Raw genomic sequence first — 26,608 nt, forward strand, 5'->3', positions numbered from 1 at the left:
CTCGGTTTTTTTTAAGCTTAAACTAAGTCAGACTTAGAATACGCCTTGAGAAAGCATTGCATCAGCAACTTTTACGAAGCCAGCGATGTTTGCGCCGTCTACATAGTTTACAGTACCGTCTTCTTTAGTACCGTATTTCACACAGTTGCGGTGAATTTCTTTCATGATCGCATGCAGACGTTCGTCAACTTCTTCGAAAGTCCAGCCTAAACGCAATGCGTTTTGAGACATTTCAAGACCAGAAGTTGCTACACCACCGGCGTTAGATGCTTTACCTGGAGCATAAAGGATTTTCGCTTCAACGAATTTCTCAACTGCTTCAAGTGTAGAAGGCATGTTCGCGCCTTCAGCAACACAAATTACGCCGTTTGCAAGAAGCGCTGCTGCATCATTCGCATCAAGTTCGTTTTGAGTCGCACATGGAAGCGCGATATCACATTTGATACCCCAAGGACGTTGACCTTCAAGGTATTCAAAACCGTGTTTAGATGCAAATTCAGAGATACGGCCACGTTTAATGTTTTTCAGTTCCATCACTTCAGCAAGAAGCTCTTCAGTGAAACCGTCTTTAACGTGAACAGTACCCGCAGAGTCAGATAGAGAAACAACTTTAGCACCCAGGAACATTGCTTTTTCAGCAGCGTACTGGGCAACGTTACCAGAACCAGAGATTGTTACCACTTTATCTTTGAAACTTTCGCCACGAGTTTTCAGCATCTCTTCAGCGAAATACACTGTACCGTAACCAGTTGCTTCTGGACGAGCCAGAGAACCACCGAAAGTCAGGCCTTTACCAGTGAATACACATGAAGTGTCATTGCTGAGTTTTTTCATCATACCAGCCATGTAACCAACTTCACGGCCACCCACACCGATATCACCCGCTGGGATATCTGTATTAGAACCAAGATGACGATAAAGCTCGATGATTAACGCTTGGCAGAAACGCATGATTTCGCCTTCTGATTTGCCTTTAGGGTCAAAATCAGAACCGCCTTTACCACCACCCATAGGCAATGTAGTCAGGGCATTTTTGAAAGTTTGCTCGAAACCGAGGAATTTCAAAATAGAAAGGTTCACTGACGGGTGGAAACGCATACCACCTTTGAATGGACCAATCGCTGAGTTGTACTGTACGCGGAACGCACGGTTAACCTGTGTTTGACCTTGGTCATCTACCCAAGCAACACGGAACTGGATCGCACGCTCAGGTTCAACTAGACGTTCTAGTAAACCATGTGCTGCGTATTGTGGATTCTTTTCAATGAATGGCCACAAACTGGTCATCACTTCTTCTACAGCTTGAAGAAATTCGGGTTGATGTGCATCACGTGATTTTACGTAATCTAGGAACTCATTAAGTGTGTTGTATTTCAACGCTTAATCCTCAGCAGAAAATGGATCAAAATTGGTCAAATTTACAATCAATGTTAAATTTTGGCGCAAAATATTAAATATCTTTTGTAACTAATCTACAATACTTTTTTGAAAAATAGTTTAAATTTAATTTGATAACAATTATTTATATTGATTATGAATATTTTTTCTGTGTGCTTAAATGCCAATTGAATCAATGCTTAATTGTTAATTTATGCCTGATAATAATGCACAAAGTGACCTTTAATCGTGCATAACTTAGTTCCTTAAAAACATGTTAAAATTGTTAAATTGACATATTTTGTTTCATTCACTCTAAGGCTCAGCCCGAGCAGCCTAGGTTATTCATGAATTCGCAGATCTCTCTAGTCCAGTCTATTGATGCTTTATTGCCCCAAACCCAGTGCGGTTTATGTGGTCATCGTGATGGCTGCTTGCCCTATGCTCAATCCATTGCTGAGGGCGAAGATGCCAATAAATGTGTACCGGGTGGACAGCCCGTCGCTGATGCTCTGGCAACATTGTTAAATCGTTCTAAACTGCCCGCTGAAGAAAGTGTCTGGCCCATTCAGACGAATGGTCGTCCTCAGCGCATGAAAGCCATCATTCGTGAAGATGAATGTATTGGTTGTACCAAATGCATCAATGCCTGTCCGGTCGATGCGATTATTGGCTCAGGTAAATTAATGCATACTGTGCTCACTGACTTGTGTACCGGCTGTGAACTCTGCATTTCGCCTTGCCCGGTAGACTGTATTGATCTGGTCGAAGATCTTCAGCCTTTGCCAACTGAAGCTCAGCGTATTGCTGAACAGGATGACTTGCGTAAACGTTACTATGCGCATATTCAACGCGAAGAAAAACGTCGCATTGACCGTAAGGGCCCTGTCGTTCGTGCCGAGATTAATACTGCCCTATTTGCCCAGTTCTCTGCTCAGGTCGATCAGGTTCCTGTCATTGAAATCGTGCAAAAACCAGCCGATGAAGTGGTTACACTTGATGCCAAAACCACGATTGAGCTTGCCAAATTACGCACACAAATCAAAAAGTTAGAAAAACAGCTTTCGGTCCGTGAGGATGTACGCAAACGTCTGCAACTTGAAGAACTGACCCAGCAATTACAGGCTTTACAGGGATAAGATCATGACAACAGCAACAGCCAAGCCTGTAAAAAACATGACTAAAAAACAGATTCAGACTTTCTTTGAGCGCCTGCGCGAGCAGCGTCCGAATCCAAAAACTGAATTGAATTATTCCAGTCCATTTGAATTACTGGTTGCAGTGACCCTGTCTGCCCAAGCTACGGATGTGAGCGTCAATAAAGCCACCGATAAACTGTTTCCGGTCGCCAATACACCGGAAGCGATTTATGCACTCGGCGTGGATGGGCTGAAGGAATATATCAAAACGATTGGCCTGTATAATTCCAAAGCTGTGAACGTCATTAAAGCCTGTGAAATGCTCATCAAGAAGCATAACAGCGTAGTACCGGACAATCGTGCAGATCTGGAAGCTTTACCGGGTGTAGGACGCAAAACAGCGAATGTGGTGCTAAATACCGCCTTTGGCCAACCGACCATGGCTGTGGATACGCATATCTTTCGTGTTGGTAACCGTACCGGGTTGGCGGTGGGTAAAAACGTGCTTGAGGTCGAGCATCGTCTGGTCAAAGTGATTCCAAAAGAATTTATTATTGATTCACATCACTGGCTGATTTTACATGGCCGCTATTGCTGCATCGCACGTAAACCGAAGTGTCATGAATGTGTGGTCGCCGATGTCTGCAATTGGCCCGACCGTTTTGAATTTGGCGCAGGTCGCGCAATTCCGGTGAAAAATATTGAAGCTGAACGCTAGGTTCAGCTTTTTAATTTAAGTACTCGAAAAGTTTTTATTTTTTATTTTGCTCAGCCTGTTCTTGCTTGCGCTTTTGCTCAAGCTCTGCCTGTAATTTAGGATGCAGCTGACGCTCAGGCACCTTACCCGCATTTTCAGCACGTTCTTCCTGGCGTACTTTTTTTAACATCTTAAAGCTCACATAGAACAGCGCAAACAGTACTGCCAGAAATACAATCATCAATCCCAATACAGCAAATTTCACAGCAGATCCTTTTGAACAACGCAATAAAAAGAGCCCTAATATGACTTAGGGCTCTTTGAAAGTCAAAATGATCGGAAACCGATTATTTTGCTTGATCCAGAATCGCGAAAAGATCTTTTTGAACTTCTTCGATTGGACGTAGACCGTTTAACTTGTCATAAGTCGGTGCATTTTCGCCTGAAGCTGCACGGCCTTGATAGAAGCCAACCAGCTGTTCAGTTTCAGTGTGGTATGAACCTAAACGGCGACGAATAGTTTCTTCCTGGTCATCTGGACGTTGTACCAGATCTTCACCAGTTTCATCATCTTTACCTTCCACTTTTGGCGGGTTGTAAACGATGTGATAAACGCGACCAGACGCCGGGTGTTGACGACGACCAGATAGACGTTGAACGATTTCTTCATCCGGCACATCAATTTCAATTACATGATCAATTGCAATGCCTTCTTTTTCCAGCGCTTCAGCTTGAGGAATCGTACGTGGGAAACCATCAAAGATGCAGCCATTTGCACAGTCAGGTTGTGCAATACGCTCTTTGACCAGACCAATGATCAATTCATCAGAAACCAAACCGCCATTGTCCATGACGCTTTTAGCTTGTAGACCTAATTCAGTTCCTTCACGAATTGCAGCACGGAGCATATCACCGGTTGAAATTTGTGGGATATTGTAGCGCTTACAGATCAACTGAGCTTGTGTACCTTTACCTGCTCCAGGTGGTCCGAGTAAGATAATGCGCATATATAAACATCCTCATTTTTTAACTATGTATAAGATACCCAGCTTCACACGACCAAAACGTGTGCTGCTCTTTGGCATCTAATTATAAGAAAGCCACAAACAAATGGATTAAACCCGCAACAAAACCGGTAACTCCCCCCAGGACAATCAAGATCCATTCATCTTCCTGAAAAGCAGGACGTAATAGATTCTGAAACTCGTTAGGCGTCAAATCACGTATGCGGTCTCTAAACATTTGATAGATCTTCTGTGCACGGCTCGCATTAAACGCAGGGTCGCTTACAGGCACCATCGTAATTTCAATCGAGCGATCGATCAAGTCTGTCTTGAGTTTTGCATACTCTTTTGGTCCTAAAGACAACTGTAAAGAGGTCCGAACCAGCGGTGTTTCCATAATTTCGTTAATATGACGTTTGACAATACGGCGGGTTTTATCTTTTTTACCACCATACATCATTTCTGTCATGATCGATTTTAGCGTAATCAGATCTTCTGTGACCACACTTGCAAATACGTCAGAGACTTCCTCCTGACGTTTCATAAATGCGCCTTGTATGTTATAGGTGCCAATTCTTGGAATCACCGGCTTGATCCAAGGGAATCTATGATCGGCTGTACGCTTAAAGAATTGCGGGTATTTAATATAATGCGGTTCTACCGGATTAAACACCATCCAGATCGCAATCCAGTTAGTCAGGAAGCCCCAGATAGCCGCCCAGAACGGTACGGTCCAGTGCCATGGCACCACAAACCAGACCACCATCTGGAACAGGCCAAAGAACATCCCGATCAGGGCACTGATATGCCAGATAAAGTTGATTTCTTTTTGGCCAACTTTCAGGAACATGCGCACCATTAAACGGCGATCACCTTCCATTTGACTGACCACCATGTCGCGCATATCGACCAGTGACTCGACGTTCATGGTCAGTTCAGTCACTAATTCTTTTAATACCTGTGGCAGCTGTTTATGGGCTTGGGCATAAATACGGCGCTTGATTGAATAAGGCAAGTTTTCCCATAACACCGCATTTCGGTCCATCATGACTTCATCAATCAGATGTTCCAGTTCAAAACCGACCTGTTCCCCGATAATACGTGCCATATCATCCGGATCCATTGCCTGCAAGAACTCTTGGATAGAACCCAATTTAGACAAAGTATTATCCGTGATAATTCCTGAGATTCTTCCAGCTTTACGCGGCACAATACCTTGCCAGCCAACAGGAACAGGCCCGACATGAAAACCCCAAAAATTAATTGGATAAAACACCATTTTTAGCGCCATCCACACGTGAGCCCATGTTACGAATGCGGTCACCGGGATAATGCTGAGCACTGCCCAAAAATCTGGGCGATTCAAGAAGGCTTGCCACAATTCATTGACGTACTCAAGCATGCATAAATTCCATATTTAATTTTTTGTTCACAGAATACAGGTATTAATAAAGTTGAATATTTTGTCTATAAACCGATACTTAAAGTATAGGAGAATTGTAGTCTGGGTTCAGTTTTGGCTACAACGCGACCATTACTGTCCTGTAATTTCTCCCCCGCCCCAATACCGATACTAAAACTGCTGATCCGTTCTGAACTAAGCAAAACATACGCCAGATCAATGCCCCCACCTAAACGGCTTTCGTATTTGCCATCAACCTGTTTGCTATCGATATGACCGGCATAAGCCCCTACATAATAACCATTTTTGTCCTTGCCGGTGAGGTGTGCAGGATAACGAAAGCCAACTTGTGCTCCAACTGTACGATCATCGTTGAGAAAAGCACCACCTTTCACATAAGCAATCCCATAAGGATTCACCCATTCAGTGTTTAGATGGATAAGTTTCTGGGTAAAACCGACCCCAACATTAAATGCTTTAGGCTCACGATCCTCAGTTCTGTTTGTCGTATTATTCACTTGATCATGTGCATATACCCCATTTGCAAAGAATGCAAATGCCAACAAAGGGTAAACTTTGTTCATTCCTTCACCATCTTCCTTAATTATAGTTTTTGGTAGAGTCCTATTTTTATTTAATTTTGACTTTATCAGAATTATTAAAACTCTTGTACACAGCACTTTACAATTTTCATGTCTGCAAAGTCAAAGTTTAAACACAGGAATTGCTACAGCCAGTTTTCCATTATCAAATCCCGTACAGTTGCGCTAGAATACTCCACTTTGATTCCTTTCCCTCTGGTCTTAAGTCGATCGCGTATGAAGCAGCACTTTCCTTTAAAAAATGCACAACAAGAAAAGCGCATCTATAGCAGTCGGGTCTGGATCTCTGTCGGTATTGTGGTTTTCTTTATGCTGCTGCTGGTCAGCCGCTATGCCTATTTGCAAATTTTTAATTTTGAAACCTTCTCTACGGCTTCTGACCAGAACCGTATTCGTCTGCAGCCTTTAGCGCCAGCACGCGGTTATATTTACGATCGTAACGGTATTTTACTTGCCGATAATTATCCTGTTTTCACAGCTACCTTAAGCCGCGCCGATGTGCAGGATATTGATGATACGCTGAAACGTCTTACACCGATTCTGGAATTAACCGAAGAAGATATTGAACGTTTTCAGGCACGAATCAAGACGGCGCGTAAAACTGAGCGGGTATCAATCAAGCTGAATCTGAATGAAAATGATATTGCCCGTTTTAGTGAGGTGAAATATCTATTTCCGGGCGTCAATATTGAAACGCAGATGACCCGTTACTATCCGCATGGTGAACTTTTCGCGCATGTGATTGGTTATGTCGGCCGTATTAATGACAAAGAACTCAAAGAAATTGATAAGGATCTCTATGCCGGGTCTAACCTGATCGGGAAAATCGGGGTAGAAAAATACTATGAAGATTTATTGCATGGTGTGCCGGGTAATGAATCTGTTGAGGCTGATGCTTTCGGTAATGTTCTGCGTCACTTAGGCCGTAAAGAGCCGGTACGCGGTAATGATCTGTATTTATCACTGGATTATGGTCTACAAACCATTGCCACTGAACAACTGGCCGGTCGTCGTGGTGCTATTGTCGCGATTGACCCACGTACAGGTGAAATTCTGGCGCTGGTTTCCAGTCCAAGTTTTAACCCTAATTTATTTGTCACTGGGATTAGTAGCAAAGATTATTCAGGTCTTCGTGACAGTTTAGATCAACCACTCTATAACCGTGCTGTTCAAGGGGCCTATCCTCCAGGTTCGACCATTAAACCGATGTTTGGCCTGGGTGGCCTTCATTATGGCCTGGTCGATTGGGATACAGCAATTTCCGATCCCGGCTATTTCACACTTCCGGGCGATTCGCATAAATTCCGCGACTGGAAAAAGTCAGGACACGGCGTAGTCAACTTGCATAAATCGCAAGTGGTCTCGTGCGATACCTTCTTCTACATTTTGTCGTTCCGTATGGGCATTGAAAAAATGAATAGCTGGATGCGCCAGTTCGGCTTTGGCGAAAAAACCGGTGTGGATTTACCAAGTGAAAGTTCAGGGCTTTATCCAAGTCCTGAATGGAAAATGCGTACCCGTAAATCTAAATGGTCACGTGGTGAAACCATCTCGGTGAGTATTGGTCAGGGTGCCTTTACCGCCACACCATTACAGCTCGCCATGGCAACTGCTATTACAGCAAATCAAGGCTCACATGTTACGCCTCACGTACTGCGTGAAAGTAAAGGTGCCAAACCTTTTACAGTACATAATGCCCCTAATGGTAAAATCGACTTTAATGGTCAACCAGATGACTGGATCAAAATGCGTGATGCGATGATCGATGTGGTTCAGTCAGGGACAGGTCGCGGAATCCGCACGCCGATGTATCAAATCGCAGGTAAAACCGGTACGGCACAGGTGAAAAGTATTGCGCAAGGTAAGCGCTATAATGAAGCCCTGCTGACTGAACGCCAGCTGGATCATGGTCTGTTTGTTGGTTTTGCTCCTGCTGAAACCCCTGAAATTGCAGTAGTCGTTGTCTGGGAAAATGGCCGACATGGGGGTTCTGCTGCACAACTGGCTAAACCGTTATTCGACTACTGGTTACTGTCTCGCGATAAAAATCCGATCCATCCTGCCGGCCATCAAATCAGTGGTGGTCTCATGACAGCAGGTATTAAACCAAGCGAATTGCCAAGTGGACCAAACCTGTTAAGTGCAGACCCGAATGCTACCCCAACTCAAGAAGGCAGTCAGGCGCCCCATGCACAGCCAAACAATCCGCAACCTGCAACTTCTCGCTCTGCTCCTGCAGCCAATGACGATCAGGAATAATTCATGAAAAACCAACTTAGAATTATTGGTGGTGACTGGAAACGCCGTCAATTGGCTTTTGCCAGTATCGAAGGATTACGCCCCACACCTGATCGTGTGCGTGAAACTTTATTTAACTGGCTGATGTGGGATGTCCAGAATGCCTGTGTCTTGGATCTGTGTACCGGTTCAGGTGCTTTATCTTTTGAAGCATTATCACGTGGTGCAGCTTCAGTGGTGATGATTGAGCCGGATCGTACTCAGGCGCAATTCCTCACCCAAAATCTGGAATTACTCAAAGTCACCAAAGCACGTGCGCAACTTAAAATTGCGACAGCACAACAAGCATTAACCAGCCTGAAACAGCAGTTTGATCTGGTCTTTCTAGACCCACCGTATAGTCTGGACCTATGGGAAAGTTTGGCTACTCAGGCTGATCCACTGATCAAAGAAGATGGTTTTATCTATGTAGAAGCCGATCGTGAACTGAGTACATTGAAGTTACCAAGTTCATGGCGTTTAGTTAAAAATACCAAAGCCGGTACAGTACGCGCAGGGCTGTATCAGAAAAAAGCGGCTTAAGACCTACTTATATTAAATACTTAAATAAAAAAGGATTCCTTAAAGGAATCCTTTTTCATAAATGGAAGGTAACGATTAACGATTACGACGCCAATCCCGATCGCCTCTGTCACGTTTCCAGTCACGATGATCTTTATGTTTTTTCCAGTCCTTATCACCACGATCCCGATCATAATGTCCATTACGATCATGATGACCGCGATAACCTTCATCCCAAGGATCAACCACACAGCCTGTTAGCGCTACTGCCAATACAGATGACAGTAATATCATTTTTTTCATGTTCATCACCTCTATACCGCACTCAATTAGTATCAAGTGATTTCATGAAGAGTACGCGGAGCCATTGTTGCACTCTTGTATGATTTTGTTCATTTTCCATACTTAATTAAAGGATTTATCTCGGATTTAATAAAAATCATTTATGCATATTTACACTTAGATCCGCATAAATACAGCTAAGGATCTGCTTGGTTTTTCTAGCCATATTTTGAATACTATAAACTTTTCCAATATCCTGATTTTTATGACCTGGCTACTCTTTATTCTTGGTGCAATTATCGCAGGATTTGTACAGGGACTTACCGGTTTTGCTTTTGCATTAATTGCCATGTCATTCTGGGTATGGGGATTAAGCCCTCAACTTGCTGCGCCCTTAGTGGTTTTTGCCTCGGTGTGGAGTCACCTCATTTCATTATCCAATGAACCTAGACTTCCTCATCTGCACCGAACCTTATATCTACCTTATTTAATTGCTGGTCTGATCGGTGTCCCACTCGGCACCTGGTTACTGAATATCGTTGAAGCGAGTACTTTTCGTATTTTGCTTGGTATATTTCTCGTGATCTGGTGTCCACTGATGTTGCTTAATCCACAGATTAAATTGATTCAACATTCAGGTAAAACTGCGGATGCAGGGATTGGTTTGGTTGGCGGCATCTTAGGAGGTTTAGGGGGATTCTGTGGTTCTGTACCCTCTGCGTGGTTAGTGCTGAAGCAGCTGCCGAAAGAACAGCAGCGCTATATATTGCGTCATTTTAATTTTGCCATACAGGTGTTTACCTTAGCCGCCTATTTACTGCAAGGAACCTTAAATCAGACTCACCTTCCCTATATGGCGGTACTCATTCTAGCTGTAAGTATTCCCGCTATTTTAGGCGCACGTCTGTTTCATCGAATTTCAGAATTACGTTTTAAACAGATTGTCTTAAGCTTGCTCTTCAGCTCGGGCTGCTTTCTCCTGATCAAGGAAGGCATTGACTCATTTGCGCGATAGAGCAGCTCTAAAACCTTACATCACTTTGCTTTCAGCCCTATTGCTGTTATGTTAGCCCGAATGATTCTCAGGCGGATATAAGCAATGCAAATTCGTGATCAAATTGTCCTTGTGACTGGTGGTGCTCGTGGATTGGGACTAGCCATTACCCAGCTCCTGATTCAGGAAGGTGCACGTGTGGTAGTAAATTACCATAGCAGCAAAACCCAAGCTGAAGCTTTGCAAAATCAGTATCCTGATCAGGTCTTTGCCTGTCAGGCAGATGTAACACAAGCTGATCAAGTAAAAGCTTTATTCACTGCCAGCAAGGCCCATTTTGGAGAAGCCATCCATTCCGTCATTAATAATGCGCTGGTGCAGTTTGAGTTTAATGGTGATGAGCGACCTAAAGTTGAAGATCTGACCTGGGAAAGTATGTCCCGTCAGTTTAGTGGAGCAGTTCAAGCCTGTTTAAATACGACGCAAGCTGCATTAGAAGATATGAAACAGGCACATTTTGGTCGTATCGTGAATATTGGGACTAACCTGATTCAAAACCCTGTCGTTCCTTATCATGATTATACGACTGGGAAAGCGGCGCTATTGGCCTTTACCCGAACTACTGCGCAAGACCTGGGTCAGTATGGGATTAACGTGAACATGCTTTCAGGCGGATTACTGCAAACTACAGATGCAAGTAAAGCAACGCCTGACTTTGTCTTTGACCTGATTGCTCAATCCACTCCTTTACGTCGCGTGATTACACCTGAAGAATTTGCGTCTGCTATTCTGATGTTCCTGTCACCTTATTCACGTGCAGTGACAGGTCAAAACCTGATTGTCGATGGCGGACTGGTTAAAGGTTAAAGATCGCCAAGGAAGAATGAGATTCTGAATTTTATTCTTCTATTTTTTGACCAGTTGTTGAATAAAACTACTTTTGCATAGCGCATTTACTTCTACAATAGTGCGCTCCCCATCAAAGTTCATCTATTTTCTATGAAACTCCTAACGGCATTGCTCAGTAGCATGTTACTGGCAGGTTGTATGTCCAATGATCTTAAAAAGTCAGAACAGCTTCTGCGAAACTTCAATTGTGCCAAGATTGATACAGCGCAAATGCCACACAGTAGTATGACGGATTATTATCAACACATGCTGTACAGCAGCAAAACCAAGGTCGAGTCTTATATTGAGCAATATCATCAAGGTGAAGAGCTCTTTGACCTGCCTTTATATGAAGTGGTAGAACAGCAATACAATCTTTATAAAGATGCCTGCCAGAATCTGGGGGGAATTTTATCTGAAGAGAATCAAAATTAAATTCGGTATTTATATATCGTACAGAAAAGCAGAGTCCATTCCTCTGCTTTTATTTTTCCTGAAATTAAAAATAGCGTTGATCAATACTGAATTTTTCAGGAAATTTAGGTTCAATATTGGCATAGAACGTCATGATCTCAGCCATATCCTGTTCATAATTTCCTGTTGGATAAATGATTTTACCTACGCCCGCTTCTTTTTTTGCATAATCCATATAAGCCAGCGCAATTGGCACACCCGCATTGATCGCCACGTGATAAAAACCGGTTTTCCATTGTTCCTGACGGGCGCGTGTGCCTTCCGGTGTAACCAGCATCACCAGTTTAGGATGCTGTTTAAATAGATCTGTCATGACCTGAACCATGCTTGGACGTGGCTCACCTGGTTGTTTAGGACGACGGTCAATACCAATTCCACCCATTGCACGTACAAAAGGCCCAAATGGAAATTCCATATAGCTGTCTTTAATGGTCAGACGCACATTCACTTTTAATGCTTTTAAGGCCAAACGTGCATATAGCGCATCCCAGTTACTGGTATGTGGTGCTGCAATCATCACACATTGATCAAGGTCTTCAGGCCATTGGTCATCGGTTTTCCAGCCCATTAAATTTAAAGTTTTCTCAGCTAAATTTTCAAACACAGCTACATCACAATCATTGTCAAAATTTCGCCACAGTCTAACAATGCAGCAGAATATAGATAGTGCATCCTGATCAATAAAACATCAATTAATATATATTTGTATTTTTAAGCTTTAGGAAGAATTTCAATTTATTGTTATTTGAATATTTCTTCTTTCACTACCTATTGCAAGCTCACTCTTTTAAGCAAATAGTGAGTTCAATTTATTTTACTGATTTATATATTTTTCCATCCTAATTTTAGGATATGTCGATTTTAGCTTTCTTTCTATACTTCGCTGACATAATAAATTTCAGGAAGATTTTCATGAAAAAGACTTTAATTTGTCTTGCCTTAGCGGGGTTACTTACAGCATGTGGCGGTTCAGATAATGATCGTACAGAGGGTTCATCACCTGTTCCACCTACAGCTCCGGTCGGGACCGAAACTGGTGTACTGACAGATGGAATTATCTCAGGGGTAACATATATCACCAGCAGCGGTGCGGAAGGGGTTACTAATGAAAAAGGTGAATTTAAATTTAATGATGGAGAAAAGGTTAAATTCCTGATTGGTGACGTACAACTAGGTCAAGAAATTGAAGCGAAAGAACGTGTTACTCCGTTAGATTTAGCACAAACTGAAAATGCACGTACCAATCTGATGGTGCTTTTACAGTCTTTAGATACAGATAGTAATCATGACAATGGGATTAGCATCAGTACTGAAGCTGCTAATGCCCTTCTTAATAAAAGTTTAGATTTTTCTAAGGCCCCTACAGCATTTGCTACAGACGTGGTATCAACAGGCGTAGTTACCACAGAAAAATTGATTACACCTGAAAAAGCTGTAGAAAACTTCCAGTCAACTTTCTATAAAGATATTGCCGGTACTTGGGAAATTGGCCGTAATGCAAACAGCGCTGTTCTAATCCATATTTTAGAAGATGGCCGTTATGCCTTAGGTCAAGCAGAAGCTGCTGATGGTGATGGAACGCCTGGCATTGAAACTGGAGAGTTAAACTGGAATGCAACTACCAGTGTAATTTCACCGCGTATTATTCAAGACAGTAATGGTGAATGGGGACTCTCACATCCTGCAGGAGGCAAACCTTATACGTTAAACTATGATGGAACGACCTTAATTCTGACAGAACCGGGGATCAATACCGAATACCGTTTAAGCCGCGTCAAACAGTCTGCTAATGGTCTGGTAGGTGCATGGAGATTTAGTGACACCCATTTATTTGCCTTCTTTGACACAAACTATTATTTCTTCCTGGACACTGAAGGCGGAGATGATTGTGGCTGGCCTGGTATTGAATATGGCAAATTTATCCTCTCAGGTAATACACTTACGACCACTGAAGTTTTATTCGATACCAATGAATGTGGCGGATTACAAGACAGTTCCGATGGCAGCAAGACCATTGCAAACATCAATGTATCGGCTGAAACTCTGATCTTGCATCCACAAGGTGAAGGTCCTGTAACATTACAGCGCGTTAGATAATGAGCACTGCCTACCTAAAGAATTATCTTTAGGTAGGTTTAATTAATATGTTCAAAATGAATCGTACATCCCATCAATAAGTGCATCAGCTCAATTTGTGAAGTGCAGTCAGTTTTTTCATAAATATTCTTAAAATAAGTGCGTACTGAACTTAAAGTGATCCCACATTTCACTGCAATTTCTTCTAATTTATAGCCATTGATTAAAAGTTCACACAAATCAAATTCACGTTTTGACAGTTGATATGCTTGCTGCAAATAAGCTCTAGATAATGAATAATGCCGGTTTTTGTCTGTCATAAATACAGCAATCTGATGCTGAGCTTCAGAAAATTGCTGCATTTTTCTCAACCTTTTAAAAGGCACAACAGTGAGCATCAATTGCTGTCCTTTAGAATCCTGCAAAGCCAAGACCCCGCCTATTTCACTCGACATACTGGTATCTTCCAGCAAAGCACTCGATAGCAATCTTTCCAGACGTTCCTGATCACCTACCGGTGTTTTCAGCCGGTTATGCATATCCATTTCCAGACATGTTGAAGCTTCAATCATGCTTTGTGCTAGTGGATTTGAATAAGATAACTTGAGATCCTGATCCAGCAAAATAATACCGATTTTTAAACAGTCTAATACGGTATATAAGCTGATATTGTCTTGTTCTACCAAACTGATTTGCCGATGAATCTGTAAAGAGCGACGCAAATGTATGCCGATCCGTTTGAGAAAATTCAGTTCAGCTGCTTCAAAACCTTGAGTGTGTGGAGCACGATGTAGTCCCATGACTGCCCAGCGATAGTTTCCTCTGTCCAGCAATACTCCCGCCATATACCCTATCCCTGTAGGCTTAAGGCATTTTTCATAAAAAATATACTGTTCTGTTCCAGGTTGATCTGCATAATGACGGCAGTCCTGATTAAGTGCCTCCCCCATATCAATTTCATTCCATAAAGGCATATGCAGCTTCATGTCAATGACCCGAATCCGTTCATCCTGATAAGCAGCCAGACTTTCTTCCGGGATATTGTAAGTATAAACAAAGTCATAGGCGGGATTGAATTGATCAAGACCGGTAAAAATTGCACTATGACTCTGGGTATATTGCACAATATCCTGAATGACCTCTAGCCATAAAGCAGGCAATAAAGCAGCATCATATATTTTCGCGATGATATTATTTTCCTGTTCTGCTTTCATGACCGCTCTTATTAATAATTATTTCTATCAAATCATAACCTTAAGGTTTATAAAATAAAACTAAAGAAAACCTATCGCTTATTTTGTATTTTAATTATCTTAGTTTCTCATCTACATATATTTAATCCGTTTCACTTAACGAATCAATTTTTAACAAGATCTCTCTGTATATTGATAGCTCATACTTTTAATGTAAATCCTAATACAGAAGAACAAGAGGATGATCTTCAATGAAAAAAATATTATGGCCTGCTTTATTGGTAGTAACAGTTACTAGTTTAAGTGCATGTTCTAAACAGAATGACCGCGATATGGCCAGTGCAGATACTCAATCTAATACCACAAATGCTCCTGTTACTACAGAGACTACAAATAGTCAAAGCAATATGAGTACTGAGATGAGCAGTAATGCCACTGCCAACTCAAACTGGGCAGGTGAATATGAAGGTGTTTTCCCGTGTGCTGACTGCGAAGGTATTAAAGTTGAACTAGATCTTAATCCTGACAAAACTTATGAATTGAGTGAGGAATATTTAGGTAAAACTGGAAATAATGAAACTGAAACCAAAGGTAGCTTCACTTTCGATCCTCAACAACCTTCTATTATCGTCCTAGATGGAAAAGCTGAAAACCGGAAGTTTTATGTAGGTGATAATTTCGTTGAAGCTCGTGATATAGAAACAGGTAAGGAAATACAGAGTAATCTGAATTATAAATTAGTTAAAAAATCACCTTAATCATTTTGTAACTTAATAAAAAATCCCCACAAAAGCGGGGATTTTTTATTTCAACTATGTTGAGGGTAAATTATTTACCGCCAAACACATATGAAACACCTACACGGCCACCAACTTCGTTACCGCCAGCGAAACCAAGAGCAGCACTTAGAGAAGTACGGCCATCAGCGAATACGCTTGCAACACCTAAAGCACCGGCAGTTTCACCTTCATAGTGACCTACACCACCGAATACTGCGAATTGACCAGCACCGATGTTAGGAATTTGTTGTTGAGCAGCTAAAGCAATTGCAACACCACGGTAAGCAGTTTGCTCTACGTCATCAATACGGCTGTTCAAACGAGCTGCTGTAGAATTGAATTGAGTTAAACGAGAATCAACTTCCACTAGAGCAGCATCAACTTTAGCATCAACAGCTTTAGAAGTTTCTTCTAAGTAGCCTTTCACAGAAGTTTTTGAACCAGTAGCAGCGTCAACAAAAGCGATGTCACCAGTGGTTTCAATACCAGCTGCAGTTACTGTAGTTTGCGCTGTAACTTTACCATCTGTAGTATTTGTAGCTTGTAAACCGTAAGTTTTATTACCTGCTTCATCTACTGCAATAATGCCAGTTTTTACATCCTTAGTTGATGTAGATACTGGAGCATTAGAAGTTACTGTATATTTATTACCACTTGTATCATTTGCAACTAATGGGTCTGTACTAGAAATTTTGATTTCACCAGCATTTGGGGCTTTAGAAACAGACTCACCATAGGTAACGTTTAGATTTGATACTAAACCAGTATTTACTGTAGTAGTACGATCGCCACCAGTTGTTTCATCAGCTGTACCTTTACCTACTTTAGTTAAGTTAGCATCACTAGTATCGCCAGTGTAAGCAGTCAAAGTATTATCAGTTGCTTTGAAATATTTACCATTAAATTCAACTACACGATTACCATCTTTATCATCGTAAGCATTTAGTACTGCTGTTGGTGCAGTTGTAGTAGTGCCTGTAACTGAAGTTGTAGTTACTGTACCTTTCTCAAGATCAACCACTCCACCTTTCGCCACATCCAAGACAGCTAAACCATTGCCTGTAACACCAGCTACAGCAGTATTGGCATCAGCTTCAGTTTTAATTGTTGCAAGAGTACCTTGAACATTTTTTCCAGCTAAAGTGAAATCGTATTTAGCTTTACCAGCTGTATCACGATCTTCTTCAGTAATGTTACCAATTTGAACATCTTTTTTAACTGAAACTACATCAGTTGCAGTAGTTGCTGGTGATGTTTCACCTGTAAAAGTGATTTTCTCATCAACTAGACCATTATTACCATGCCAGTCAGTATTTACTAACTGACCTTCAAGAGTATAAGTTCCGGCTGTTGTTGTTGTTGTGGTGGTGGTTGATCCACCAAAAGACCAATAATTATTTTGGTCTACATTACCATCAAAGCTTAAACCACCTGTTGTAGTACCACCTGTTGTAGATGGAGTTGATTCTGTAATTTGGACTTGACCAGCAGACACCACGATTGTGTAATCTTTTGTTTCACCTGTAAATGCTGTTAGCTTATTGCCTTCAAGCTTATACCAACCATTTTGAACAACCCCATTGCTGTCATTAGCATCTTCTACTTTAACAAGAACATCACCTTCAGCATTTGCGTATTTTACTACATCTGCTTGGTTCACTGCTGCTAGCGCACCAAAACTTACTGCTGCTAATGCAGCTGCCAATAAGGTTTTTTGAAATTTCATATAAATTTCCTTCAATTTTTATAAAAAGACTGGCCTACCCTAGGATCATGTAAACCAGCAAAACTGTTACGAATGCGTGGTTAAAAGGGAATTACGCCATTCATACCCCACCGCCACCGCGGTCCTGAGGCAATAATATACAAAACATAACAAATTTATCAATCAAAATTTGATTTATTTTTTAAATATTAATTTATCTATTATGTTTAATATTAATTTATATGTATAACTTTATGTTTTTATTGCATATATAATTGGATTATAATCATCAACTAAAAGTTTATGTTGTTAGAATTATTTACTAATATTTGAATTAAGCTGAGCTAAATAAATTTGATTTAAGAAATAAAGAAAATTCATTACAAATAATTACAACAAGTTATCTTAAATAAAGTTGTTACAATTGAAATATTTTCGAAGTTTTCTTAAAATTAGGCTCTGAAACATTGTAGTATTTAAAATACTTTTTAAGGCTAGGCTTAAAAGTATAGGAATAGATAGAAGGAATTTATGAGCAGCCAAAAAGAAAAAAATCTATTTGCTGAACGGCTGAAAAGTGCTTTAACAAATGCAAGACATCCTATAAGTCCTACTTATTTATCAAAAGAATTTAATTATCGTTATGACGGTCCAGCTATTTCAGTACAGTCAGCAAATAACTGGTTGTTAGGAAAGGCAATTCCTAGCCAAGATAAATTGGCAATACTCGCAATTTGGCTTAATGTTTCCAACCAATGGTTAAGATTTGGAGACCATGATTTTAATCCTGCCCCTCAAGTTTCAGAACATGATACTGAAGATTTGGATTATTATTTAAAGTTTCGCTCTTTAAAAAATACCCAGAAAGATATTATTAAAAAGTTGATTGATGAATTTAATCAATTGTAATCTTTTGAGTGAAGTAAGCTAATAGCTTTCTATGTTCATATTCACTTTTCTTTAAACGATCTTCATACTCTCTTAATTTTCGGTATAAAGATTTTAATTCATCTTTACTCACCAATACAAGTTTAGATTGATCATCTGAACTCTCACCCTCATTTATAACTGTATTGCTCATATTGCCATATATATCAATTATATTTTGATCAAATAATAAATCAAAACTTTACAAAAACCAAGCCTAAAAATATTACAAAAGTAAACATTTTTCATTTATTTAAAAAAAATTGAATACTTCATCAATCATTTATGACTATAAGTCAACTTAAGTCTCAAATTCTACTATATTTTTCATGAAAATCTCACTTTTATTTTATTTAAAATTAAAAAAATCCCCGCAAATGCGGGGATTTTTTGAGCATATAATCGGGTAATGAATTACATCATACCGCCCATACCACCCATGCCGCCCATATCAGGCATAGCTGGTTTTTCTTCCGGGATTTCAGTGATCATGCACTCAGTTGTGAGCATTAAGCCCGCTACAGATGCAGCATGCTCAAGTGCAGAACGAGTTACTTTCGCAGGGTCAAGAATACCCATTTCCAGCATGTCGCCATATTCACCTGTCGCAGCGTTATAACCATAGTTACCTTCACCGTTCTTCACAGCATTGATCACTACAGATGGCTCATCACCAGCATTGGCTACGATTTGACGAAGAGGAGCTTCGATTGCACGACGAAGGATATTAATACCAACGTTTTGGTCATCGTTAGCACCAGTCAAACCATCAAGTGCAGATGCAGCACGTACCAGTGCAACACCACCACCTGCAACCACACCCTCTTCAACCGCAGCACGAGTTGCGTGAAGCGCATCATCCACACGGTCTTTCTTCTCTTTCATTTCAACTTCAGTTGCAGCACCGATTTTGATGACTGCTACACCACCTGCTAATTTAGCAACGCGTTCTTGAAGTTTTTCTTTGTCGTATTCAGAAGTAGATTCTTCGATTTGAGCACGGATTTGTTGTACACGTTCAGAAATCTGATTTGCATCACCAGCACCATCAACAATCACTGTATTTTCTTTAGATACAGTTACTTTATGCGCAGTACCTAAGTGTTCAAGTGAAGTTTGATCTAACTGCATACCGATTTCTTCAGAAATTACAGTACCGCCAGTCAGGATCGCGATATCTTGAAGCATTGCTTTACGACGGTCACCAAAACCAGGTGCTTTAACAGCACATACTTTGATAATGCCGCGCATGTTGTTTACTACAAGTGTAGCCAACGCTTCGCCTTCAACATCTTCAGCAATGATAAGAAGAGGCTTACCAGTTTTCGCAACAGCTTCTAGAACAGTGATCAATTCACGGATGTTGCTGATTTTCTTGTCAACCAACAGGATGTATGGGTTTTCAAGTTCAGCAGTCAACGTATCTTGTTTGTTTGCGAAGTATGGAGAGATATAACCACGGTCAAACTGCATACCTTCTACAACATCAAGCGAATCTTCGAAGCCTGAACCTTCTTCAACAGTGATTACGCCTTCTTTGCCCACTTTCTCCATTGCTTGTGCAATCAGAGAACCAACAGTGGTGTCAGAGTTTGCAGAAATCGAACCGACTTGCTCAATCGCTTTAGAATCAGAAGCTGGTTTTGCAGTTTGTTTAATATTTTCAACAACAGTTTTCACTGCAAGGTCGATACCGCGTTTCAGATCCATTGGGTTCATACCCGCAGTTACTGACTTGATCCCTTCGTTCAGGATTGCTTGAGCCAATACAGTTGCAGTTGTTGTACCGTCACCTGCGATATCATTGGTTTTTGAAGAAACTTCACGAACCAGTTGCGCACCCATGTTTTCGAATTTGTCTTTCAGGGTAATTTCTTTCGCAACAGATACACCATCTTTAGTAATGTGCGGTGCACCGAAAGAACGGTCGATTACAACGTTACGGCCTTTAGGACCTAAAGTCACTTTCACCGCATCTGCAAGGATGTTCACACCAGCGATCATTTTTGAACGAGCTGAATCACCAAATTTTACGTCTTTAGCTGACATATTTGACTCCGAATATTGTTATATCTTTACAAAATCTGAATTGGAATGAGTAAAACGATCTGGCGCAGATTAAGCTTCTAATACTGCCAGAATGTCAGACTCTTTCATGATTAAAAGTTCTTCGCCGTTTACTTTTACAGTTGTACCTGCATAAGTACCGAACAATACTTTGTCGCCAACTTTTACGTCTAACGCGCGTACGCCATTGTCAGTGATTTGACCATTACCAACTGCAATGATTTCACCTTGTGCAGGTTTTTCAGCAGCAGAACCTGGAAGTAAGATGCCCCCAGCTGTTTTTGTTTCTTCTTCAACACGACGAATAACAACGCGGTCATGTAATGGACGAATGTTGCTCATAAATAACTCCATCAGACTAAGTCTTTTTTAGATCACCGATGACGACTTATTTATTCCATTGGTCATCATCAAAATTTTTTGATGTCCTTTTTATGGAGATGGAATAAAACGCTTCAAGGGCAAAAATGAAAAAAAATTGGTTTTTTTTTAATTTTTTGGTGGATTGCGTATTTTTTGTCTATTTATTTACGGGATCAGGCTGTTGAACAAAGGTTTTTAACTGTTCATCAAAACAATATTGCGTAATTTTTCCTGTTTCATCAATTGCATTAAAGCTATTCGGCTGATTCTTATGGAGTCGATGCGACGCAGAAGTCCCAGCATGTACATCATAAACTGGATGATCTCCTCCCAATTCGAATATACGGTTCAAATCATAGACTGCGATACGATGCAAATGCCCATGCAATACAGCAAACAGACCATGCTGCGACCAAGACTCCAATGCAATTTTGGCCATCAGGGGAATATCCTTAAACCCCCGCCTATTCTGAAATGGCACATAAAAAGGTTGATGACTGACAATAATCTTAATTTTGGAAGCAGGTGCCTGCTGTAGTTTTAGGTCAATCCTTTGAATCTGCTCAAGGGATAAATGGCCTTTGGTATGATATCGACGTCTAATCGAATTTACCCCGATCAGATAAAAATGTTCAGTTTCTAAAACAGGCTCGAGTTCACCGAAAAATAATTGATAACGGGTAAATGGAGTAAATAGCCGATTCCATAAATGATAAAGCGGAATGTCATGATTCCCTGGTATCACCAGATAAGGCGTATTCAACTGATCCAGAAACCGTTTACAGGCAAAGAACTGCCCCAAACGTGCTCGCTGGGTGAGATCGCCGCTGACTACCACCGCTTCCAATGCATGATCCCGACAAAATTGTTGGATGGCTTCCAAACATTCAGGCCTTTCTGTACCAAAATGTAGATCAGAGAGATGCAGAATCATGAGGCACCATTACACTTAAACTATTTTTTAAAACTGAAATATTTAAAGGTGGTGTCATTTCTACCGTTTCTCCATCTATAGCTACCATTAATTTCTTACGTTTAGACTCAATTCGCACCTGATCTGCAGCAAAACTATAAACATTGGAGGCTTGATCAATCTTGCCCCGGATTAACTGATATACCAGCTTGAATAACGTCAGCTTGTCACTTTTGGAAACTACAACCCCAGCCACCTTCCCTTGCTCAGCTGCTTGGGCAATCCGCATTTTCATGTCTGCTAACTGTAGTGGATTATTGCCAAAGAAAATCAGTGGAGTTTTGACCGGATATTTCTTCTGATCTACCCAGATTTCCAGTTTTAATTCTTTACGGTCACGAATCAACACATCGAGTGCTGAGGTATAGGCATGTAAAGGGAAACGGCCAAATATGCGATTATAGTCTTCACGTTTTTTAATAAATAAGGGATATAAGCCCAGACTAGCATTGTTTAGGTAGATTTCCTGATTGATGCGTGCCACATGGATACGTTTGGTTTGACCCGTTGCAATGACTTGTGCGGCTTCAACCAAATCTAAGGGAATATCCAGCAATCTTGCCGCATAGTTAAAAGTACCTAGAGGCAATATTCCGACTGGAATATCAGTTTCAAGCAGGTGTTTGGCGACTGAATTGAGCGTTCCATCTCCTCCTGCTGCCACGACCACACCATGATCCGGCGATTGTTGATGCCGTTGCAGCACTTCAGCAATGACTTTTTTGAACTGTTCTGGATCGTTGATTTCAAAGGCTTTAGTCTCAAAATCATGCGCTGCAAAAATATCTAGTAATTGCTCATATTTTTCTTGTTGGTCGAATAGACGGAAACCAGAATTATGATTATAAATAATGGATAAGGGTTTAGATTGATTAGACATTTTTTACACAGATTGATGCACACCTATTGGCATTTTGTCCAATTCATAAACAATTAATAGTTGCTTTATGTAAAATTCGAATGGCGACCATTTATTTAATCAATAACAAATATAACTGAACAATTTTATTTAAACATTTGATTTAAATAAAAATAATTAAAATAAATACCACACATAAAGTTAATAAATATATATTTAAGATTTTGAATTTATTTATATCTTATTGTTTTATATAAATTTAAACAGAAAATAGCATAATATTCCAAATAAAATCCAGCACTTCTTTAGTCTTATTTTTTTGATGATTTTATGCTTTAATACAGCCACTTTTTTTCATATTTCATCTGGCCAGTATTTTATTGACCAGATTGTACTTTGTACAAAATTTTGTACACATTTGAGATAGGCCTCACCATGACCCAAGTGAACGCACCAGAATTCGTTCGTCACCCTAAGCTTATTGCATGGGTGGAAGAAATTGCTAAATTAACAAAACCAGCAAAAATTGAATGGTGTGACGGTAGCGCAGAAGAATATCAACGTTATATCGACTTGATGATCGCTAACGGCACAATGCAAGCGCTTAACCAAGAGAAACATCCTGGTTCTTATCTTGCAAATTCTGATCCTTCTGACGTTGCTCGTGTTGAAGACCGTACTTTTATCTGTTCTGCAAATAAAGAAGACGCTGGCGCGACCAATAACTGGGAAGATCCAGCAGTTATGCGCGAAAAATTGAATGGTCTGTTTGACGGTTCAATGAAAGGTCGTACCCTGTATGTGGTTCCATTCTCTATGGGTCCTTTGGGTTCACACATTGCGCACATCGGTATCGAATTAACTGACTCTCCTTATGTGGCAGTCAGCATGTCTAAAATGGCTCGTATGGGTAAAGCTGTTTATGACGTTCTAGGTACAGATGGCGAATTTGTCCCTTGCGTACACACTGTGGGTGCACCACTTGAAGAAGGTCAAAAAGATGTTGCTTGGCCTTGCAACAAAGAAAAATACATCGTGCACTACCCAGAAACTCGTGAAATCTGGTCATTTGGTTCTGGTTACGGCGGTAACGCATTGTTAGGTAAAAAATGCCTGGCTTTACGTATTGCATCTTATATGGGTCGTCAACAAGGCTGGTTAGCTGAACATATGCTAATCCTTGGCGTGACTAGCCCTAAAGGCGAAAAACACTACATCGCAGCTGCATTCCCATCTGCTTGTGGTAAAACAAACTTCGCGATGCTGATTCCACCAGCAGGTTATGAAGGTTGGAAAATTGAAACTGTAGGTGACGATATTGCCTGGATCAAACCAGGTGAAGATGGTCGCTTATATGCAATCAACCCTGAAGCTGGTTTCTTCGGTGTAGCTCCTGGTACAAATACCAAAACGAATCCGAACTGTATGGCAACTCTTCATAAAGACGTAATCTATACAAACGTTGCTGTGACTGACAACGGTGAAGTTTGGTGGGAAGGTCTGACTAAAGAAGCACCTGCGAATCTGACTAACTGGAAAGGTCAACCACACACTGGCGAAGAAAAAGCGGCTCATCCGAACGCTCGTTTCACAGTTTCTGCTGGTCAATGCCCTTCTATCGATGCGGATTGGGAAAATCCAGCAGGTGTTCCAATTTCTGCGTTCATCTTCGGTGGTCGCCGTGCAGACACAGTGCCTCTGATTTCAGAAGCATTTGACTGGGTTGATGGTGTTTATAAAGCTGCAACCATGGGTTCTGAAACAACTGCTGCTGCTGTTGGTCAACAAGGTATCGTTCGTCGCGACCCATTTGCGATGCTTCCATTTGCTGGCTACAACATGGCTGACTACTTCACTCACTGGTTAGAAATGGGTGAGAAAGTTGGCGAGAAAGCTGCTGCTGCTGGTAACAAGCTTCCTGGTATCTACAACGTGAACTGGTTCCGTCGTGATGCTGAAGGTAACTTCGTATGGCCTGGTTTCGGTCAAAACATGCGTGTTCTTGAGTGGATCATCGATCGTTGTGAAGGTCGTGCTGATGCTGTTGAAACTCCAATCGGCCGTGTACCTACTTACGAACAGCTAAACTGGACTGGTTCTGATTTCACTAAAGAACAATTTGACCTGGTAACTTCTCAAGACAAAGATCAATGGATCAAAGAACTTGAAAGCCACACTGAATTGTTCAACAAATTAGGTGATCGTCTGCCAGAAGCGTTGAAAAAACGCCAAGCTGAACTTCTTGAAGCGGTTAAATCTGCTTAATTGCTGATTTAATTTTAAAAAGGTCGCGTAAGCGGCCTTTTTTATTATCTTAAGATAAGGTTAAAGCCAATTTTTTAATCTATTTTACATCTAAATAAAAACTACCTTTACCATTCATTAATCCCTTTAAAGAACAGCATTTAACCAGTTAATCCAATATAAAAATCAAGCAATTACTCTAAACAAATGGTAAATTTATGTTTTATAAAAATATTTAAAAACTACATTATTTATTAAGACTAAAGTCCTATAAAAAGAGAAAACTTGGAGGCGTATAAGTATATGAAATCTCCTCACTTTCTCTCTCACTAAAACATAACTTTTTAGATTTTATAGCAATGAAAATTTAAAAAAGATGTGTTTTACAGCATTCCTTTGGAGCAATGTTGTGAATCAGCCACTTCCTGAAGCTGCTACACCGCAGCTTGATCGTAAAACACGGGTTAAATCTATTCTCGGTGGTTCTGCAGGTAACCTGGTCGAATGGTACGACTGGTATGTTTATGCAGCCTTTACCTTATATTTCGCTTCACAGTTCTTCCCTGATGGCGACAATACCGTCAAACTTCTTCAGGCTGCTGCTGTATTCGCACTTGGTTTCTTGATGCGTCCGATTGGCGCATGGATTATGGGAATTTACGCTGACCGCAAAGGTCGTAAAGCAGGTTTGACCCTATCCGTTTCTCTAATGTGTGTAGGTTCCCTCATTATTGCCTGTGCACCCACCTATGATTCAGTGGGTATGCTGGCCCCTGCGCTGCTGTTATTTGCTCGCTTATTGCAAGGTCTGAGTGTGGGGGGTGAATACGGTTCAAGTGCCACTTACTTGACCGAAATGGCAGGTAAAAATCATCGTGGTTTCTACTCAAGCTTCCAGTATGTGACCCTGATCTCAGGTCAACTATTGGCACTCTGTGTCTTGATCTTCCTACAACGCACTTTGACTGAAGCACAACTCACTGAATGGGGCTGGCGTATTCCCTTCCTGATTGGTGCATTCTTAGCGATTGTGGTGTTCTGGATCCGTCGCGGTCTGGTAGAAACGCAATCTTCAAAACAGGCTGTTGAACAGGCGAAAAAAGGTGGCCCTAAATCCGGTGCCTTAGCTTTATTCACTAAATATCCTAAACAGGCATTTACCGTGATCATGCTAACTGCAGGTGGTACTTTAGCTTTCAATACTTTCACTACTTATTTGCAGAAATATCTGGTGAACACCTCAGGATTTGAAAAAACCACAGCGACTGAAATCACGACTCTTGCGATCTTTGTATTCATGCTCTTGCAACCTGTGATTGGTGCACTTTCTGACAAGATCGGCCGTAAGCCAATCATGATTGCTTTTGGTGTACTTGGTGTACTATTTACCATTCCTATCTTTAATGGCTTAGGCTCAACTACCAACCCAACTACAGCATTCATGCTGTGTATGAGTGGTATGGTGATTGTGACTGGTTACACAGCGATTAATGCAGTGGTAAAAGCTGAGCTATTCCCTGCACACATTCGTGCCTTAGGCGTAGCTTTGCCTTATGCGATTGCCAATACACTATTTGGGGGTACAGCAGAACTGGTGGCTTTAAGCTTTAAAAATGCCGGCCATGAAAACTACTTCTTCTATTACATTACTTTTATGATTGGCCTGTCGCTGCTCACTTATGTCTTTATGAAAGACACTAAAAAGCACAGCATGATTACTGATGACTAAGTAACTGTATTGCTTTAGGAGCTTTCCGGATGGAA

At 41.0% G+C, this 26,608-nt stretch carries 26 protein-coding genes; 12 read left to right on the forward strand and 14 right to left on the reverse strand.

The window, feature by feature from the left end; genetic code table 11:
- Window positions 1-33 precede the first annotated feature (33 nt).
- Window positions 34-1,377 (reverse strand): NADP-specific glutamate dehydrogenase, encoded by a 1,344-nt coding sequence (gene gdhA / locus FTU19_RS06210; protein ID WP_004782901.1) that lies wholly within the window; start codon window positions 1,375-1,377, stop codon window positions 34-36.
- 347 nt (window positions 1,378-1,724) lie between these two features.
- Here gdhA and FTU19_RS06215 point away from each other — a divergent pair, with 347 nt between their 5' ends.
- Window positions 1,725-2,516: an RnfABCDGE type electron transport complex subunit B gene (locus tag FTU19_RS06215; protein WP_180130430.1), complete on the forward strand. Its 792-nt coding sequence runs from the start codon at window positions 1,725-1,727 to the stop codon at window positions 2,514-2,516.
- 4 nt (window positions 2,517-2,520) lie between these two features.
- Window positions 2,521-3,234: an endonuclease III gene (nth, locus tag FTU19_RS06220; RefSeq protein ID WP_180053172.1), complete on the forward strand. Its 714-nt coding sequence runs from the start codon at window positions 2,521-2,523 to the stop codon at window positions 3,232-3,234.
- Window positions 3,235-3,268: 34 nt separating this feature from the next.
- On the opposite strand, the gene FTU19_RS06225 is transcribed toward nth, so the two are convergent.
- The 4 genes from FTU19_RS06225 to FTU19_RS06240 all read right to left on the reverse strand — a co-directional run bounded on the left by FTU19_RS06225 (window position 3,269) and on the right by FTU19_RS06240 (window position 6,203).
- Window positions 3,269-3,478 carry a hypothetical protein gene (locus FTU19_RS06225; protein ID WP_034170490.1) on the reverse strand — a complete coding sequence of 70 codons (210 nt, stop codon included), beginning with the start codon at window positions 3,476-3,478 and terminating at the stop codon, window positions 3,269-3,271.
- A gap of 82 nt (window positions 3,479-3,560) precedes the next feature.
- Window positions 3,561-4,220 (reverse strand): adenylate kinase, encoded by a 660-nt coding sequence (gene adk, locus FTU19_RS06230; protein ID WP_004782907.1) that lies wholly within the window; start codon window positions 4,218-4,220, stop codon window positions 3,561-3,563.
- Between the two features lie 82 nt (window positions 4,221-4,302).
- On the reverse strand, window positions 4,303-5,619 hold the full coding sequence (locus FTU19_RS06235; RefSeq protein ID WP_034170491.1) for a membrane protein: 1,317 nt from the start codon (window positions 5,617-5,619) through the stop codon (window positions 4,303-4,305).
- A 65-nt stretch (window positions 5,620-5,684) separates the two neighbouring features.
- Window positions 5,685-6,203, reverse strand: coding sequence for a hypothetical protein (locus FTU19_RS06240; protein WP_034170492.1), 519 nt, complete (start codon window positions 6,201-6,203; stop codon window positions 5,685-5,687).
- Between the two features lie 234 nt (window positions 6,204-6,437).
- Here FTU19_RS06240 and mrdA point away from each other — a divergent pair, with 234 nt between their 5' ends.
- Window positions 6,438-8,480: a penicillin-binding protein 2 gene (mrdA, locus tag FTU19_RS06245; protein ID WP_180130431.1), complete on the forward strand. Its 2,043-nt coding sequence runs from the start codon at window positions 6,438-6,440 to the stop codon at window positions 8,478-8,480.
- A 3-nt stretch (window positions 8,481-8,483) separates the two neighbouring features.
- Entirely contained in the window at window positions 8,484-9,041 is a 558-nt protein-coding gene (gene rsmD / locus FTU19_RS06250; RefSeq protein WP_180130432.1) for a 16S rRNA (guanine(966)-N(2))-methyltransferase RsmD, read from the forward strand.
- 75 nt (window positions 9,042-9,116) lie between these two features.
- Here rsmD and FTU19_RS06255 read toward each other — a convergent pair whose 3' ends face one another.
- Window positions 9,117-9,323 (reverse strand): hypothetical protein, encoded by a 207-nt coding sequence (locus FTU19_RS06255; protein ID WP_004782913.1) that lies wholly within the window; start codon window positions 9,321-9,323, stop codon window positions 9,117-9,119.
- Between the two features lie 244 nt (window positions 9,324-9,567).
- Here FTU19_RS06255 and FTU19_RS06260 point away from each other — a divergent pair, with 244 nt between their 5' ends.
- The 3 genes from FTU19_RS06260 (at window position 9,568) to FTU19_RS06270 (ending at window position 11,619) form a co-directional block, all read left to right on the forward strand.
- Window positions 9,568-10,317, forward strand: coding sequence for a sulfite exporter TauE/SafE family protein (locus FTU19_RS06260; RefSeq protein ID WP_180130433.1), 750 nt, complete (start codon window positions 9,568-9,570; stop codon window positions 10,315-10,317).
- A gap of 84 nt (window positions 10,318-10,401) precedes the next feature.
- The gene (locus FTU19_RS06265) at window positions 10,402-11,163 is read left to right on the forward strand and encodes a 3-oxoacyl-ACP reductase (RefSeq protein ID WP_180016819.1); all 762 of its coding nucleotides are present in this window, start codon (window positions 10,402-10,404) and stop codon (window positions 11,161-11,163) included.
- A gap of 132 nt (window positions 11,164-11,295) precedes the next feature.
- A complete protein-coding gene (locus tag FTU19_RS06270; RefSeq protein WP_125278719.1) occupies window positions 11,296-11,619 on the forward strand; it encodes a hypothetical protein in 324 nt (107 codons plus the stop codon).
- Between the two features lie 64 nt (window positions 11,620-11,683).
- On the opposite strand, the gene FTU19_RS06275 is transcribed toward FTU19_RS06270, so the two are convergent.
- Entirely contained in the window at window positions 11,684-12,262 is a 579-nt protein-coding gene (locus FTU19_RS06275) for a 1-acyl-sn-glycerol-3-phosphate acyltransferase (protein ID WP_180130434.1), read from the reverse strand.
- A gap of 308 nt (window positions 12,263-12,570) precedes the next feature.
- Here FTU19_RS06275 and FTU19_RS06280 point away from each other — a divergent pair, with 308 nt between their 5' ends.
- Window positions 12,571-13,755, forward strand: coding sequence for a hypothetical protein (locus FTU19_RS06280; protein WP_180130435.1), 1,185 nt, complete (start codon window positions 12,571-12,573; stop codon window positions 13,753-13,755).
- Window positions 13,756-13,793: 38 nt separating this feature from the next.
- Here the strand turns inward: FTU19_RS06280 and FTU19_RS06285 are convergent, their stop codons facing one another.
- Window positions 13,794-14,948, reverse strand: coding sequence for a LuxR C-terminal-related transcriptional regulator (locus tag FTU19_RS06285; RefSeq protein WP_180130436.1), 1,155 nt, complete (start codon window positions 14,946-14,948; stop codon window positions 13,794-13,796).
- A gap of 230 nt (window positions 14,949-15,178) precedes the next feature.
- On the opposite strand from FTU19_RS06285, the gene FTU19_RS06290 reads away from it, so the two are divergent.
- Complete coding sequence (locus tag FTU19_RS06290) at window positions 15,179-15,685, forward strand: copper resistance protein NlpE (protein ID WP_125278722.1); 507 nt, start codon at window positions 15,179-15,181, stop codon at window positions 15,683-15,685.
- Window positions 15,686-15,755: 70 nt separating this feature from the next.
- Here the strand turns inward: FTU19_RS06290 and FTU19_RS06295 are convergent, their stop codons facing one another.
- Window positions 15,756-17,432: a YadA C-terminal domain-containing protein gene (locus FTU19_RS06295; RefSeq protein ID WP_179992095.1), complete on the reverse strand. Its 1,677-nt coding sequence runs from the start codon at window positions 17,430-17,432 to the stop codon at window positions 15,756-15,758.
- A 510-nt stretch (window positions 17,433-17,942) separates the two neighbouring features.
- On the opposite strand from FTU19_RS06295, the gene FTU19_RS06300 reads away from it, so the two are divergent.
- Window positions 17,943-18,320 carry a hypothetical protein gene (locus tag FTU19_RS06300; RefSeq protein WP_179992096.1) on the forward strand — a complete coding sequence of 126 codons (378 nt, stop codon included), beginning with the start codon at window positions 17,943-17,945 and terminating at the stop codon, window positions 18,318-18,320.
- Here FTU19_RS06300 and FTU19_RS06305 read toward each other — a convergent pair.
- The 5 genes from FTU19_RS06305 to FTU19_RS06325 all read right to left on the reverse strand — a co-directional run bounded on the left by FTU19_RS06305 (window position 18,307) and on the right by FTU19_RS06325 (window position 22,621).
- Window positions 18,307-18,492, reverse strand: coding sequence for a hypothetical protein (locus FTU19_RS06305; RefSeq protein WP_180016811.1), 186 nt, complete (start codon window positions 18,490-18,492; stop codon window positions 18,307-18,309). The genes FTU19_RS06300 and FTU19_RS06305 overlap by 14 nt on opposite strands.
- A gap of 260 nt (window positions 18,493-18,752) precedes the next feature.
- The gene (groL, locus tag FTU19_RS06310) at window positions 18,753-20,387 is read right to left on the reverse strand and encodes a chaperonin GroEL (RefSeq protein WP_005234685.1); all 1,635 of its coding nucleotides are present in this window, start codon (window positions 20,385-20,387) and stop codon (window positions 18,753-18,755) included.
- Window positions 20,388-20,456: 69 nt separating this feature from the next.
- Window positions 20,457-20,747, reverse strand: a complete 291-nt coding sequence (groES, locus tag FTU19_RS06315; protein WP_004646315.1) for a co-chaperone GroES — start codon at window positions 20,745-20,747, stop codon at window positions 20,457-20,459.
- A gap of 178 nt (window positions 20,748-20,925) precedes the next feature.
- Entirely contained in the window at window positions 20,926-21,702 is a 777-nt protein-coding gene (locus FTU19_RS06320; RefSeq protein ID WP_180002289.1) for a metallophosphoesterase, read from the reverse strand.
- Complete coding sequence (locus FTU19_RS06325) at window positions 21,683-22,621, reverse strand: diacylglycerol kinase family protein (RefSeq protein WP_180130437.1); 939 nt, start codon at window positions 22,619-22,621, stop codon at window positions 21,683-21,685. The genes FTU19_RS06320 and FTU19_RS06325 overlap by 20 nt, the downstream gene beginning before the upstream one ends.
- Before the next feature lie 414 nt (window positions 22,622-23,035).
- Here FTU19_RS06325 and FTU19_RS06330 point away from each other — a divergent pair, with 414 nt between their 5' ends.
- Together FTU19_RS06330 and FTU19_RS06335 are read left to right on the forward strand one after the other, a co-directional pair.
- A complete protein-coding gene (locus FTU19_RS06330) occupies window positions 23,036-24,865 on the forward strand; it encodes a phosphoenolpyruvate carboxykinase (GTP) (protein ID WP_034706283.1) in 1,830 nt (609 codons plus the stop codon).
- A gap of 355 nt (window positions 24,866-25,220) precedes the next feature.
- Complete coding sequence (locus FTU19_RS06335; RefSeq protein WP_171523054.1) at window positions 25,221-26,573, forward strand: MFS transporter; 1,353 nt, start codon at window positions 25,221-25,223, stop codon at window positions 26,571-26,573.
- Window positions 26,574-26,608 lie beyond the last annotated feature (35 nt).

It is taken from the genome of Acinetobacter sp. YH12072 (assembly GCF_013419565.1).
Classification (GTDB): Bacteria; Pseudomonadota; Gammaproteobacteria; order Pseudomonadales; family Moraxellaceae; genus Acinetobacter.